Source organism: Streptomyces sp. NPDC002574 (assembly GCF_042889545.1).
Taxonomy (GTDB): domain Bacteria; phylum Actinomycetota; class Actinomycetes; order Streptomycetales; family Streptomycetaceae; genus Actinacidiphila.
The window spans coordinates 132,801-145,321 of sequence record NZ_JBIARB010000001.1; the positions used below are offsets into that span (position 1 = coordinate 132,801).

General features: G+C 73.1%; 12 protein-coding genes. 9 read left to right on the forward strand and 3 right to left on the reverse strand.

What is annotated here, in order from left to right:
- The first annotated feature begins 365 nt into the window (after nucleotides 1-365).
- The 6 genes from ACFYXS_RS00655 (at nucleotide 366) to ACFYXS_RS00680 (ending at nucleotide 4,972) form a co-directional block, all read left to right on the forward strand.
- Entirely contained in the window at nucleotides 366-1,163 is a 798-nt protein-coding gene (locus ACFYXS_RS00655; protein ID WP_389242277.1) for a L,D-transpeptidase family protein, read from the forward strand.
- A gap of 26 nt (nucleotides 1,164-1,189) precedes the next feature.
- A complete protein-coding gene (locus ACFYXS_RS00660; RefSeq protein ID WP_389242279.1) occupies nucleotides 1,190-2,416 on the forward strand; it encodes an Ig-like domain-containing protein in 1,227 nt (408 codons plus the stop codon).
- 161 nt (nucleotides 2,417-2,577) lie between these two features.
- On the forward strand, nucleotides 2,578-3,048 hold the full coding sequence (locus ACFYXS_RS00665) for an NUDIX hydrolase (protein ID WP_389242281.1): 471 nt from the start codon (nucleotides 2,578-2,580) through the stop codon (nucleotides 3,046-3,048).
- Between the two features lie 24 nt (nucleotides 3,049-3,072).
- Nucleotides 3,073-3,651, forward strand: coding sequence for a DUF6461 domain-containing protein (locus tag ACFYXS_RS00670; RefSeq protein ID WP_389242283.1), 579 nt, complete (start codon nucleotides 3,073-3,075; stop codon nucleotides 3,649-3,651).
- Nucleotides 3,652-3,816: 165 nt separating this feature from the next.
- Nucleotides 3,817-4,410 carry a GNAT family N-acetyltransferase gene (locus tag ACFYXS_RS00675; protein ID WP_389242285.1) on the forward strand — a complete coding sequence of 198 codons (594 nt, stop codon included), beginning with the start codon at nucleotides 3,817-3,819 and terminating at the stop codon, nucleotides 4,408-4,410.
- 4 nt (nucleotides 4,411-4,414) lie between these two features.
- Nucleotides 4,415-4,972: a YrhB domain-containing protein gene (locus tag ACFYXS_RS00680; RefSeq protein WP_389242287.1), complete on the forward strand. Its 558-nt coding sequence runs from the start codon at nucleotides 4,415-4,417 to the stop codon at nucleotides 4,970-4,972.
- A gap of 199 nt (nucleotides 4,973-5,171) precedes the next feature.
- On the opposite strand, the gene ACFYXS_RS00685 is transcribed toward ACFYXS_RS00680, so the two are convergent.
- The gene (locus ACFYXS_RS00685) at nucleotides 5,172-5,459 is read right to left on the reverse strand and encodes a hypothetical protein (RefSeq protein WP_389242289.1); all 288 of its coding nucleotides are present in this window, start codon (nucleotides 5,457-5,459) and stop codon (nucleotides 5,172-5,174) included.
- 320 nt (nucleotides 5,460-5,779) lie between these two features.
- On the opposite strand from ACFYXS_RS00685, the gene ACFYXS_RS00690 reads away from it, so the two are divergent.
- Together ACFYXS_RS00690 and ACFYXS_RS00695 are read left to right on the forward strand one after the other, a co-directional pair.
- Nucleotides 5,780-7,882 carry a restriction endonuclease gene (locus tag ACFYXS_RS00690; protein WP_389242291.1) on the forward strand — a complete coding sequence of 701 codons (2,103 nt, stop codon included), beginning with the start codon at nucleotides 5,780-5,782 and terminating at the stop codon, nucleotides 7,880-7,882.
- 141 nt (nucleotides 7,883-8,023) lie between these two features.
- Nucleotides 8,024-9,769 carry a substrate-binding domain-containing protein gene (locus ACFYXS_RS00695; RefSeq protein WP_389242293.1) on the forward strand — a complete coding sequence of 582 codons (1,746 nt, stop codon included), beginning with the start codon at nucleotides 8,024-8,026 and terminating at the stop codon, nucleotides 9,767-9,769.
- A gap of 34 nt (nucleotides 9,770-9,803) precedes the next feature.
- Here the strand turns inward: ACFYXS_RS00695 and ACFYXS_RS00700 are convergent, their stop codons facing one another.
- Nucleotides 9,804-10,931 carry a ricin-type beta-trefoil lectin domain protein gene (locus ACFYXS_RS00700; protein ID WP_389242295.1) on the reverse strand — a complete coding sequence of 376 codons (1,128 nt, stop codon included), beginning with the start codon at nucleotides 10,929-10,931 and terminating at the stop codon, nucleotides 9,804-9,806.
- Nucleotides 10,932-11,431: 500 nt separating this feature from the next.
- Between ACFYXS_RS00700 and ACFYXS_RS00705 the strand changes: the two genes are divergently transcribed.
- Entirely contained in the window at nucleotides 11,432-11,833 is a 402-nt protein-coding gene (locus ACFYXS_RS00705) for a hypothetical protein (RefSeq protein WP_389242297.1), read from the forward strand.
- A 56-nt stretch (nucleotides 11,834-11,889) separates the two neighbouring features.
- On the opposite strand, the gene ACFYXS_RS00710 is transcribed toward ACFYXS_RS00705, so the two are convergent.
- Nucleotides 11,890-12,489 (reverse strand): helix-turn-helix domain-containing protein, encoded by a 600-nt coding sequence (locus tag ACFYXS_RS00710; RefSeq protein ID WP_389242299.1) that lies wholly within the window; start codon nucleotides 12,487-12,489, stop codon nucleotides 11,890-11,892.
- Nucleotides 12,490-12,521: the final 32 nt, after the last annotated feature.

Genomic DNA, 12,521 nt, shown 5'->3' on the forward strand with positions numbered 1-12,521 from the left:
GGCGACGCGCCCCCGGCCCGCACCCACCGGCGACCCGGAGATCCGCCGCCGACCGCCGCCGACCGGCCGCGGCAGATCTCCGGGCGACGCCCACGACCGCGGCCCGCTGAGGCCGCCAGGCCGCCGGCGGCAAACCCGTTCCCGCGTCCCGACCGCGTCCCGACCTCCAGGCAACCCGAACCGGCGTCCGCCTGGTTGAACGCGTGTGGAACCACCCCCGCGGCCCTGGACCGCCCCCACGACGTGGGCGGCGACGCCAGGAGTGCCGCACCCCCCACGGACGCCGGCAGGCCCGCCGGACACGCGCGCCCCGACACAGGGCTGCCCCCGCAACGTCCCCCCTCCTCTTGAGAAAGCCCGCACCCATGCGCCTCCACAGGCCCTACATATCCATGTCCGCCGCGGTCGTCGTCTCCTCGCTGGGCATCGCCACGTACCTCCAAGCACCCGAGGGCAATGCCCACTCCGCCCCCGAGACGGCCTCGGTCGTCCAGGACGCCGTCGCCCCCGCGACCGGTCGGCCGGCGGCCGCCCCCGCCGCACCGCGGACGACGGCCCCGCCGGAGCCGGAGTTCCCCGCCCGGCTGCCGGGGCTCGGCCCCAAGACCCTGTCGCAGGTCCCGGCCCGCACCCGGCAGGTCGTCCTGGTCACGGGAACCGGCAAGAAGTCGTCGTCCTCGCGGGTCGTGCTCTGGGAGCGCGTCGACGGCGGCTGGCGTCCGGGCGCGGTGTGGGCCGCGCACAACGGCTACAAGGGCTGGACCGACGAGCACTACGCGGGTGACCTGCACAGCCCCATAGGAGTGTTCGGTCTCACCGACGCCGGCGGACGGCTGCCCGACCCCGGAACCAAGCTGCCCTACCACCACTCCGGTGCCTTCTCCATCAGCGGTCCCGGTATCGAGGGCGAATCGCTCGCCGGATCCTTCGACTACGTCATCGCCATCAACTACAACCGGCAGCCCGGCACTTCACCGATGGACGGTGCCCAGCCGATGGGCGCGAACCGCGGCGGGGGCATATGGATCCACGTCGACCACGGCGGCCCCACGCACGCCTGCATCAGCCTCTCCAAGGCGCACATGAGCCAGCTGCTGCGGGCCCTGGACCCCGCCGACCACCCCGTCGTCGTCATGGGCGACGCGGCCTCTCTCACCCGATGACAGTCCCGCGGTCCACAGGAGTAAGCGTGTCGTCCCTTCCCCACCGCACCGTGATCGCCCTTGCCGTCGCCGGGGCGTCGCTGCTCACCGCCTGCGCGGGCCCGCACCCCGCCGCCACGCCCGCCGCGCAGGCGACGGCGCCGTCGCAGGCCGCCTCGGGCGAGCCACGTTCCGCGGCGGCCCTGCGGCTCACCACGGGCGCCGCCGACGGCGAGCGGCACGCGTCCGTCGGCAGCGCGGCCGACGTCGAGGTCTCCGGCGGGAAGATCTCGTCCGTCACCCTCACCAGCGCGGCCGGACAAGAGGTTCGCGGGACCGAGGCCGGCGACCACCGCCGCTGGTCCCCGGACGCCGCCCTGGCGTACGGCACCGCGTACCGCCTCGTCGTCCGCGCCGCCGACGAGGCGGGCGGGGAGCAGACACGCAGCCTGTCCTTCACCACCCTCGCGAAGGACGACCGCCTGGTCGGCACGTTCACCCCGGAGGACGGTTCGACCGTCGGGGTCGGCATGCCCGTGTCGCTGACCTTCAACAAACCGGTCACCGACAAGAAGGCCGTCGAGGGCGGCATACGCGTCACCGGCGACAGCGGTCAGGAGGTCGTGGGCCACTGGTTCGGCGACCAGCGCCTGGACCTGCGCCCGCAGGCGTACTGGAAGGCCGGCACCCGGGTCACCCTGAGCCTGCGCCTGGACGGCGTGAAGGCCGCGGGCAATGCCTACGGAACCCAGGACAAGACGGTCCGCTTCACGGTCGGCCGCCGTCAGGTCTCCACCGTCGACGCCGCCACGCACACGATGCGCGTCGTCCGCGACGGCCGCACCGTCCGCACGATCCCGATCACCTCCGGCGCGCCGGGCCGCACCACGTACAACGGGCAGATGGTGATCTCCCAGAAGCTCATCTCCACCCGCATGGACGGCGCCAGCGTGGGATACGCCGGCGAGTACGACATCCCCGACGTCCCGCACGCGATGCGCCTGTCCACCTCCGGCACCTTCATCCACGGCAACTACTGGGCCCCGGACTCGACGTTCGGCCACAGCAACGTGAGCCACGGCTGCGTGGGGCTGAACGACGTCCGCGGCGGCGGCGACTCCGGGCAGGACGCGGCGTGGTTCTACGACCACTCCCTCCTCGGCGACGTGGTCGTGGTCGAGCACTCCCACGACCACACGATCGCCCCCGACAACGGCCTCAACGGCTGGAACATGACCTGGGACCAGTGGAAGTCCGGCTCGGCCCTCGCCTGAGGCCTGTCCCGCACGGACCTTTCAGCAGCGTGCGCCCGGCCGGGGCCCGGGACCCCATCGGTGGGGTTCCGGGCCGCTGCGCCGGGGCTCCCGCCCAGAGTTGTCGACATCAGGGTCTGGACGGACGGGACCGCGAAGGACGTCTGTGCGAGGCTGGGCGCATGGCCCGCGTCGACTACTTCAACGACCCGAACGCCCCGAAGGCGAACAGCATCGTCCCTTCGGTCACGGCCGTCGCGCTCAACGAGGCCGGGGAGATCCTGCTCATCCACAGGACCGACAACGACCTGTGGGCGCTCCCCGGTGGCGGCATCGACATCGGGGAGTCCGCGTCGGCCGCGGCCGTACGGGAGGCGAAGGAAGAGACCGGGTTCGACGTCGAGGTGGCCGGCCTGATCGGCATCTACACCGACCCCGCCCACGTCATGGCCTACGACGACGGCGAGGTGCGCCAGCAGTTCTCCCTCTGCTTCCGCGCCCGCATCACCGGCGGCGAACTCCGTACCAGCGGCGAGAGCAAGGACGTGGCGTTCGTCCACCCGAGCGGGCTGGACGAACTGAGCATCCACCCGTCCATGCGGATGCGGATCGACCACGGACTGGGCAGCCGCACCGAGCCCTACATCGGCTGATCGACGGACCAGGAGCTCGTCCTCGTGACAGACAGCGGAATTCAGTGGATCTCCACGGCCTTCGACACCTACTGCCTGACCTTCGCGCGAGGGCTGGAGATCGACGAACTGGTCCGGCGGATGGGGGGTGACGCCGGTGCGATCCGTGAGGGACTCTCGGCCGACGAGGCCATGGACTGGTCCTACGAGAAGGGGTCCGTGGCCCGGCTGGGCACCTGCGGTGGGTGGGCGTTCGCGCTGGAGCACTGGAGCGCCGAGGGCATGGAGCGGAAGGCGCTCCGCGATGTCTCCCGGGGAACCGAGGCGGTCGTGTACCTCAACTCCGGCACTCCGCCTCGCTGGTTCCTGTACGCCGAGGACGGATGCCTGATCGGCGACTTCGAGCCGGGGTGGGGAGCCGACCAGCTCGGCGGGGACGATCCGGGGCGACTGGTGCCCGCCATGCGCGAGGTGGGACTGCTGCTCCCCGACGGCACCGCCGCCCCCGATGTGAACGCGGAGATCAAGATCCTCGAAATGGGCGAACGCCACTTCGGCCTGACCCTGCCGCGCGAGGTCGTGGAGCACGGCACCCTCGCCGCGGTGAGCTTCGTCCCCTTCTAGCCGCCTACTGGCTGCTCTTCGATCAGGAACCCGACCGCGCCCACGACGAACTCGCCGTAGCGCAGGACCGATCCGATGTTCGCCGGTCGCGTGTGCGGGCCCCTCTGGCAGCGGGCGGGCGATAATGCGTTGTCGGCCTCAGCCGGGTCGCGAGAGCATCCCGGCATGGATGACGAGCCTGCCGAGCGTCTCCGCTTCGACCGGGTCGAACTGCGCCGGTGGCGGATGACCGATCTCGACGCCCTGGACCGGGTGACCACCGAGGCCCTGGACACGCTCCTGCCGTGGATGGTCTGGGCGGCCGCCCACAGTCGGCAGGAGGTCGCCGACTTCCTGGCGCGGACCCACGACGACTGGGAGACCGGGCAGGCCTACGGCTACGCGATCACATCGGGTGGTGCCGTGATCGGCAGTTGCGGCCTGCATCGCCGCATCGGTGCCGGCGGCCTCGAGATCGGCTACTGGATCCACCCCCGTTGGACCGGACAGGGACTCGTCACGATGGCCGCGGCGGCCCTTGCGGACCAAGGCTTCCGCCTGCCCGGCATCGACCGCCTCGAGATCCATCACGATGCCGCCAACGTGGCGAGCGGAGCCGTCCCCCTCCGTTTGGGCTTCACCGAGGTCAAACGGTTCCGTGTGCCGGACGGGCCTGCCGCTCCCGGTGAAGTGGGGATCGACGTCGTGTGGCGGATGACGGTCGACCAATGGCAGGACGCGAAAGCAGTGACCCACGGAACCCGCGCCGACCCGTCATGAGCGGATGATCCCCATCGAATGGGCCATCGCGCTGGTCGAGCAGGTCCTGGCGCGTGAGGAGGCGGAGTCGCCTCACGCCGCGGCCCATCCCATGGTCGTCTGGAAGACCCAGAGGCACGGACTTGGCTGGCTTGTGTTCGCTCAGTCAGCGGCATGGGTCAGGACCCGTGACAGCAGGGACATGTTCCTCGGTGTCGGCCCCTACCTGGTGGACGCCGTTGACGGCAGCGTCCACACGATCCACTCCGTCGCGTACCTCATGGGCGAGTGGGAGGACGACTACCGTCACCGTGTGAAGGGGCTCCCCCGGCCGGCTGCGCCGGACGACCTGCGGGTCGCGGTCGCCCGCGTCCTGGCGGCGGACGGGCGGGTCGCGGCCATGCGGTTGCTGCGCAGGCGTGCGACTCTGCTGCCCCTGAGCCAGGTCCGCGAGTACGTCGCCGCCCTCAGCCGTGGCGAGGAACCGCCCGAAGACCTCTCGGAGCGGGCTGCCGGGCCCCGTGAAGCCGTTCCTTTCCTGCCGGTCTCCACGGTCGCGGGCCCTTCGGTCCCTCCCGTTTGACCGCATCGCCGCGCGGTCCCGATCCCGTCCGGCCGGAGGTCCCGCCCCGCAGGAGGGCGCCGCCGACGACGTAGCGGCTCCCGTGGGCGTTGACGCAGCTGCCGGGTCGGGCAGCGCGGAACGGCCGCAGCCGTCGATGGCGAGCAGCCGCGCATCGGCTGAACCGCCGCCGTCCTTCACCGCGTCCGCGCTGCGCGCCTCAGTTCACCGTGGTGTCGAGGATGACCGCGATGACGATCCAGACGAGATAGGCGGCCAGGACGACGCCGGTCATGGCGAGCGCCTTGAGCGGCGTCGGGAACTGCTTCCTGGCGAGGGAGGTGTTCGCGGCGATGCTCAGGAGGCCGATGCCCGCGCCCAGTGCTCCGCCGATGAACAAGCCGAACGGCAGTACCGACAGCGCCCACTGCCACCAGGTGAGTCCGCGGAACTTCGACCAGTAGTCGGTCTTGCCGAGATCCGGTGCGGCACCTTTGACCCGCTGCATGTGAAGACCCCTCCCCTGCTCTTCGAGGGCGCAGTATGCCACGGACATATGTCGCGCCGAAGACCGTGGTGCGAGCGGCGTCTTGACGCCGGGGGGCGGACACGGCTGGTGGTGGTACCGGCGGCCGGATCCGCTGCCGTGGCACGACGCCTGATGCCCGGGGCGGCGGTGGGCAGTGGTGGGCGGCAGGTCAAAGCGTGTGCCAAGCCCGTGGGAACCGGGCCGGATCGCGACTAGGCTGTCCCGTTACTGCTGGTGGGGAGCCGGCGGACGAACGGTTGGGTGGGACGACGGTGTCCCGGGGGAGGACGTGTACCGCCATGAGTCGTCGTTCCAGCGGACTGGCCGGGATCTGGGCCGAGGCGCAGCGCCAGCAGCAGCGGCAGCGGGAGGCGCAGCTGCGTTCGCAGGTGCAGCGGGAAAGGGACGCGGAGCGGCAGCAGCGGGCCTACGAGCGCGACATGGCGCGCGGTCATCGTGAGCAGCAGGCGGCGTACCGGCGGCACCGGGAGGCGGACGCGCGTCGCCGTACCGAGGAGCTGGACGCGCAGGTCGCGGCCCTGGGAGGTCTGCTGGCCGCGGGGTGCCGGGCCCCGGCGTTCCGGTCGGCCGCGCTCGTCCGGCCGGAGCGGATCGAGGCGTTCGCCCCCGGCCCGCTGGCCCACCCCCTCGCGATGCCGGACCCGAACCAGTACCAGGCCCAGGGCGGTTGGGGCCTGGGAGCGCATCGGCGTGCCCAGGCGCAGGACGAGGCGCGGGCCCGGTTCGAGCGCGACTGGCACGCCGCGCAGGCGGCCGAGCAGCAGCGGCAGCGGCAGTTGGCCGAGTACCGGCAGCAGTACGACCAGTGGGCGAGCGGGCAACTGGCCGAGATACGCCGCCACAACGCCGCGACAGCGGAGATGGCCGCGGCGCTCCGCGACGGGGACCCGGAGGCGGCCGTGGAGTACTTCTCCGCGGCGCTGTACGCGTCCTCGGCCTGGCCCGAGGCGATGCCGCGGCAGCTGTCCGCGGCCTACGACCCGTCCGGGCGGGAGCTGGTGGTGAACTGGGAGCTGCCCAAGTACGACATCGTCCCGGAGGCGAAGTCGGTGCGCTACGTGCCGTCCGCCGACCAGGACAAGGAGACGGCCCGCCCGGTCGCCCAGCGGCGGGCGCTGTACCGGGACGTGCTGGCGCAGAGTGTGCTGCTGGTGCTGCGCGAGCTGTTCGCGGCCGACGAGTTCGGGGCGCTGGAGTCGGTGGCGCTGAACGGCTTCGTCGACGACCACGACCCGGCGACCGGCCGGCGCGCCGAGATCGTCCTGGCGACCGTCATGGCCGCGCGTCCGGCCTTCGTCGCGCTGAACCTGGAGCAGGTCAACGCGGTGGACTGCCTCATGGACGGCCTTCACGGCCGGCTCTCGGCGCGTCCCGACCAGCGCGTCGCGGTCAGGCCGGGCCGGCTGCCCGGCGACGTCGGCGGGGACGTCGTCACGCACGGAGGGGACGACGGGCCGGACCTCTTCACCATGGATCCGGTCGCCTTCGAGTCGCTGGTCGCGGACCTGTTCCGCGCCATGGGGATGCGCGCGGTGACGACGCAGCGCTCGAACGACGGCGGCGTCGACGTCGAGGCCGACGACCCCACCCCGATACGGGGCGGGAAGATCGTCGTGCAGGTCAAGCGGTACCGCAACACGGTCCCGCCGACCGCGGTCCGTGATCTGTACGGCACCGTGCAGGACGCCGGCGCCAACAAGGGCGTGCTGGTCACCACCTCCGGGTTCGGCCCGGGGTCCCGTACGTTCGCGAACGGCAAGCCGCTGGAGCTGGTGTCCGGCAGCGAACTGGTCGACCTGCTGCACCGTCACGGGCTGCGCGGCAGGCTGGGCGACGGCGGGTCCGGCGGTCCCGGCCGGCCTCCGGCTCCGGCGCCCTCGGCCGGCGAACAGCCCGTCGACCACAACGTGTTGGGCATGTCGTGGTCGGGCGCGGTCGCCGTGGACGTGTGCGCGCTCGTCTGCCAGGGGTCCCGGGTACTGAGCGACGACCACTTCGTCTTCTACAACAACCCCCGGACCCCCGACGGAGCGGTCCGCTCGATCGACGACGCGGCCCCCGACAAGGCGGCGCTCCGCGTCGCCTTCGACGCGCTGCCGGAACGGGCCGACCGGCTCGTCCTCGTGGCCGCGATCGATCCCGTCGCCGACCCCCGGGCGGACCTGTCGGGTTTCACCGACGCGGGCATCCGGCTCCTCGACGCCTCGGGCGCCGAACTCGACCGCCTGGAGGTGTCCGACGGGCGCCCGGGCGAGACCGCGCTGGTCCTCGGCTCGTTCCGCCGGCGCGCCGCCGGCGACTGGGACTTCGTCATCGGCGGCAAGGGCTACGCCGGAGGCCTGGAGGCACTGGTCCAGGAGTACGGCATCGAGGTGGCCTAGCCCCGGGAAGTCCCGTCGGCCCCGGGCGTGTTCGTTCGTCCTTCACCTGTCCGTCGTCCCCGGTTGCCACGGGGCGCACATCCTGACGCGATGCGGTCGGGGCCCCTGGGGAGGCGGTCCCCGGAGAACGATGGGCGGACGATGGCACGGTCGGACCGGGCGGCGGTACAGGGCAGTTCCTCGCGGGTGTGGCGCCGGCGCGGATTCAGGGGCGCCGTGGCGACGGTCACCGCGGTGTTCGTCGTCGTCCTCAACGGCGCGTCGCCCGCCCGGGCGGACACCGGCGCGCCGATCGACGGAGCCGGTTCGACGTGGGCCCAGGACCAGATCCAGGGGTGGGGAGCCGCAGTCCAGAGGCAGGGCTTCGGCACGGTCCACTACGAGGGGACCGGTTCGATCGACGGGCGCAGCCGGTTCCGTTCCGGGACGCTGGACTTCGCGGCCTCGGAGCTGCCGTACGGCCTGAACGAGGACGGGTTCACCGACCCGCCGCCCTCCAGGCCCTTCGCCTATCTCCCCGTCATGGCGGGCAGCATCGGCTTCACCTACAACGTGCAGGTCAACGGCAGGCGCATCACCAACCTGCGGCTGTCCGGCGCGACCGTGGCGGGGATCTTCACCAGGACCATCACCCGGTGGAACGATCCGGCGATCCAGGCGGACAACCCGAGGACCACGTTGCCGGCCACGGCGATCACCCCGGTGGTCCGCGCCGACAACAACGCCACCACGGCCGGTCTGACGCAGTGGCTGGCGGCCGAGCAGCCGTCGGTGTGGGGCGCCTACTGCTCGGCGGCCGGGCGTGGCCCCGGATGCGGTACGACCGCGGTCTTCCCGACCGTGCCGGGGGACCTGGCCGTGGCCGGCTCGCTCGGTGTGACCGTCGAGACCAGGTTCACCAGCGGTGCCATCACCTACGTGGAGTCGGGCTACGCGTCGTCGGCGGGCCTGCCGGTGGCCAGTCTGCTCAACACCTCGGGGTACTACACGGCGCCCACCAGCGGCGCCGTGACGGTCGCCCTCTCGTCCGCCACGGCCGGGCCCTCCGGCCTCGTCGATCTCACGCCCGTGTACACCGCGCCGGACCCGCGGACCTACCCGCTGCCGCTCGTCGGCCACCTGATCGTCCCGACGACGACCGGCACCGGGTTCACCGAGGAGAAGGGACAGACGCTCGCCTCCCTCGGTTCGTACGCCCTGTGCCACCAGGCCGCGACGGTGGGCATGGAGAGCGCGCCTCTGCCGCCCGACCTGGTGTCCGCCGGTCTTGGCATCGTGCGCCGCATCCCGGGTTCCCCGCTCAGCGAGGTCGACACGTCGAACTGCGTCGGCGCGGCCGCCGAGGAACTCCAGAACGCGCCTCAGCCGCGGGCCTGCGACCGGGTGGGCGGTCCGCCGTGCACCGACACCAACCCGGGACACCGGATGCAGACGATCACCACCACCCTCGAACCCGGGGCGCTGGTGATCTCCGTCGCGGGCAGCCCGCACGTCGTCCTGCCCACCCCGGTGCTCGACGCGACGGGCGAGTTCCTCCACACCTCGGGGCAGCTGGCACCGGTCACCGTCACCGACACCCGCCCGGGCAACATCGGCTGGACCGCCACCGCCCAGGCGGGCGACTTCACGTCGGACCCGGCCGGCGCCACCATCGACGCGAGCCACCTGACCTGGACCCCCGCCGTCATCGACCGCGGCAATGCGCAGTCGGTCACGGCGGGCGCCCCGGTCGCCCCCGGCGACGGCAACGGGCTGAAGGGCATCAGGACCCTGGCCACGGGTACCGGCCCCGGCACCGCGAGGGTCGGCGCCGAACTCGACCTCGACGCACCGACCTCCACCCCGCCCGGCACGTACACCGCGGTGCTGACGCTGACCGTCATCTGACGCCCGGCCGCCCCCGGACACACGGCCCCGTGGGTCAGTGGGCGGTCCACCTCTGGCCGGCGTCGGCGCCGCACGTCCACAGGTGCAGTCGGGTGCCGTTGGCGCCCGAGGCGTCCTGGAGGGTGACGCACTTGCCGGCCTGCAGATTGACCAGCCGGTGCGCGGAGTCGAACCGGAACTGCTGGGCGCCGGTGCCGTTGCAGTCGGCGAGCTGGATGCCCGCCCCGTCGTCCCGTGAGCCGTTCACGACGTCCAGGCACCGGCCCACGGACCGGATGCTGGTGTCCGGCATGACCTGCCAGGTCTGCTGGGGGCTCCCCGTGCAGTCCCACACCTGCAGCGGCGTGTTGTTCGGGGTGCTGTTGTCGATGCAGCGGCCGGAGGCGGGGTTGACGATGGCCCCGTCCGGCACGGTGGCGTCCGCCGGGACGCCGGTGTGCGAGGTGTTCGAACTGTTCGACGTGGGCTGGTGCGCGGTGCCGCCGGGCTTGCCGCCGTTGCCCGGCTTCCCGTTCCCGCCGGTCGGGTCCGAGGTCGAGGACGGGGTGGCGCCGGCACTGTCAGTGGCGCTCGCGCTGTTCCCGGGCGATTGCCGCGGACTGCTCGCGGCGGAGGGCGACACCGACCCGGACGGGCTCGCGGGAGCCGCGACGTCCCCGGGGGCCTGCTCGCCCGAGGCGGCGTCGGTGATGGTGACCGTCGCCGCGCCCCGGTCGTTCCCGTCGACGGCGCGCACGACGAAGGGGACGCAGGCGAGGACGCCCGCGGCCAGGACCGCGCCGACGAGGACGGTCCTGCGGGACCGCGGGCGAGGGGTGGGGGGCGGCACCGCGTCGGCGGCGGCCGGTCCCGCGGCGCCGGTCTCCTCGGCCGCCGGGCGCGGCGCGAACGCGAGCCCCGCCGCGAACCCGTCGGCGAAGGTGGACCCGGACGCCCCCGAGGGGTCCTCGGGCTCCTCCGGGATCTCCGCGGCCCGCCGCGAGCGCTCCGTCGCGGTCCGCCCGTCGCTCCAGCCCGGGGGCGTCGCACTCGTACCGGCGGCAGCCCGAGCGATAGCGGTCGTCCTCTGCGTCCGGCGGGGCAGCGGCGTGGAGCCTGCGGACGCAGGCGTCGCCCGGGTCTCGTCGGCTGCCGCCGTCCCGTCGTTGGGAGAAGCCGTCATTGCGTCCTTCCAGGATCAGAAGTGGCGAGAAGAAGCCCGGCCGCACGAAGGGGGAATCCGCCCCCTCGTCCGTCCTCGGGCACCCCGCGCCCGCGAACCGGCACGCCGCGAACGGCCGGAAGGCATGCGGGAACCCCATCTGCCCGGGGACGCAGATATGGCGAGGGGCGCCGACCGTGCTGCGCCTTGTGCCTTGGAGTACGGCGCCTCGGGGAGCGCCACACGGACCCTAGCACCCGGCGTCCGTTGACACGGTGTGGGAGGTGGCACACTCCCCTGCCGGGCGAGAAGCCCCGCGGCCGACGCTCCGGCGAGGTCACGCGGCGGTCCGCGAACCCTGCACTTCCCGGGCCGGATTGGGGAGCCGGCGGCGGGCAGGACACCGCGCCGCGCCCCCTCCGGTCGGGACCTCCACCCACATTGCCACGGTGTGCGTACGCACCGCCGCGTGTCACACCGTCCCGGTGGCGATGCCGGAGGCCGCACGTACAGTCGCGGGCATGGCGACGAGACCTTCCGAACACTGGCGTGACGGCGTGGCCGAGGAGGCCCGAGAGCTCGCGGCCGGGACGATCGGTCCCGAATGCGCCTTCATGGCCCGGCTCTTCCCCGAGTCTCTCCTCGCGGCCACGGACCGTGTGACGGCGTCGTTCGAGGCGGAGGTGAGGGCGATGGGCGGCCCTTGCGACGGAGAAGTCCTCGCGGCGGTCGAGCACGTCGTGCTCGCGCTGAACGCCGTCAACGAGGAGCACGGCGGAGGCGGCTACGAGACGGACGAGCGGGAGGAGTTGTGCAGGTACATCGATCTCACCCTCGCCGAGCACGGCATCGACGTCCCCGCCCTCGCCGCGCGGGGCGGCATCGGCCCGGACGGGGTCACGGACCGGTGGCGCGAGTGGTGAGGGTGGACGGAACGCGGCGCGGCTGACGGCCCACCCGGGCCGCACGGCCCGCCCGGTCAGCCGCCGCCGGGCCCGCGGGGGCGCGGCGCGGCGCGGACGTGCATGCGCTCGCCCTGGCGGCCGAAGAGGCTCAGGATCTCGACGGGGTGCTCACCGGCGCTGCCGAACCAGTGCGGCCGGCGGGTGTCGAACTCGGCCGCCTCGCCGACGCCGAGGACCAGGTCGTGGTCGTCCAGGACGAGGCGCAGCCGCCCCGCCAGGACGTAGAGCCATTCGTACCCCTCGTGCACGCGCGGGTCCGGCTCGGTCTGGGAGGCGGGGATGATCACCTTCCAGGCCTGCAGGGCGCCGGGCCCCTCGGTCAGGGGGACGACGGTTCTGCCGTTCACCCGGCGCGGGGCGGGGCGGACGCGGGGGTCGCCGGACGGGGGCGCGCCGACCAGTTCGTCGAGCGGCACCCGGTGCGCCCGGGCGATCGGCAGCAGCAGTTCGAGGCTGGGGCGGCGCCCACCGGTCTCCAGCCGGGACAGCGTGCTCGTCGAGATGCCGGTGGCCTCGGACAGTCCGGCCAGCGTGACGCCCCGCCCGGTGCGCAGGCGCTTGAGCCGGGGCCCGACCTCGGCGAGGGTGGCGGTGATCGCCGGTGCGTGGTCCACGCCGCCATTCCACCCCGTCCGTCCCGGGATCG

Excerpts from the sequence above, each read along its gene's own strand:
- ACFYXS_RS00655 (WP_389242277.1), top strand. The coding sequence starts at position 366 with ATGCGCCTCCACAGGCCCTACATATCCATGTCCGCCGCGGTCGTCGTC.
- ACFYXS_RS00680 (WP_389242287.1), top strand. The coding sequence starts at position 4,415 with ATGATCCCCATCGAATGGGCCATCGCGCTGGTCGAGCAGGTCCTGGCG.
- ACFYXS_RS00675 (WP_389242285.1), top strand. The coding sequence starts at position 3,817 with ATGGATGACGAGCCTGCCGAGCGTCTCCGCTTCGACCGGGTCGAACTG.
- ACFYXS_RS00685 (WP_389242289.1), bottom strand. The coding sequence starts at position 5,459 with ATGCAGCGGGTCAAAGGTGCCGCACCGGATCTCGGCAAGACCGACTAC.
- ACFYXS_RS00705 (WP_389242297.1), top strand. The coding sequence starts at position 11,432 with ATGGCGACGAGACCTTCCGAACACTGGCGTGACGGCGTGGCCGAGGAG.
- ACFYXS_RS00665 (WP_389242281.1), top strand. The coding sequence starts at position 2,578 with ATGGCCCGCGTCGACTACTTCAACGACCCGAACGCCCCGAAGGCGAAC.
- ACFYXS_RS00695 (WP_389242293.1), top strand. The coding sequence starts at position 8,024 with ATGGCACGGTCGGACCGGGCGGCGGTACAGGGCAGTTCCTCGCGGGTG.
- ACFYXS_RS00690 (WP_389242291.1), top strand. The coding sequence starts at position 5,780 with ATGAGTCGTCGTTCCAGCGGACTGGCCGGGATCTGGGCCGAGGCGCAG.
- ACFYXS_RS00700 (WP_389242295.1), bottom strand. The coding sequence starts at position 10,931 with ATGACGGCTTCTCCCAACGACGGGACGGCGGCAGCCGACGAGACCCGG.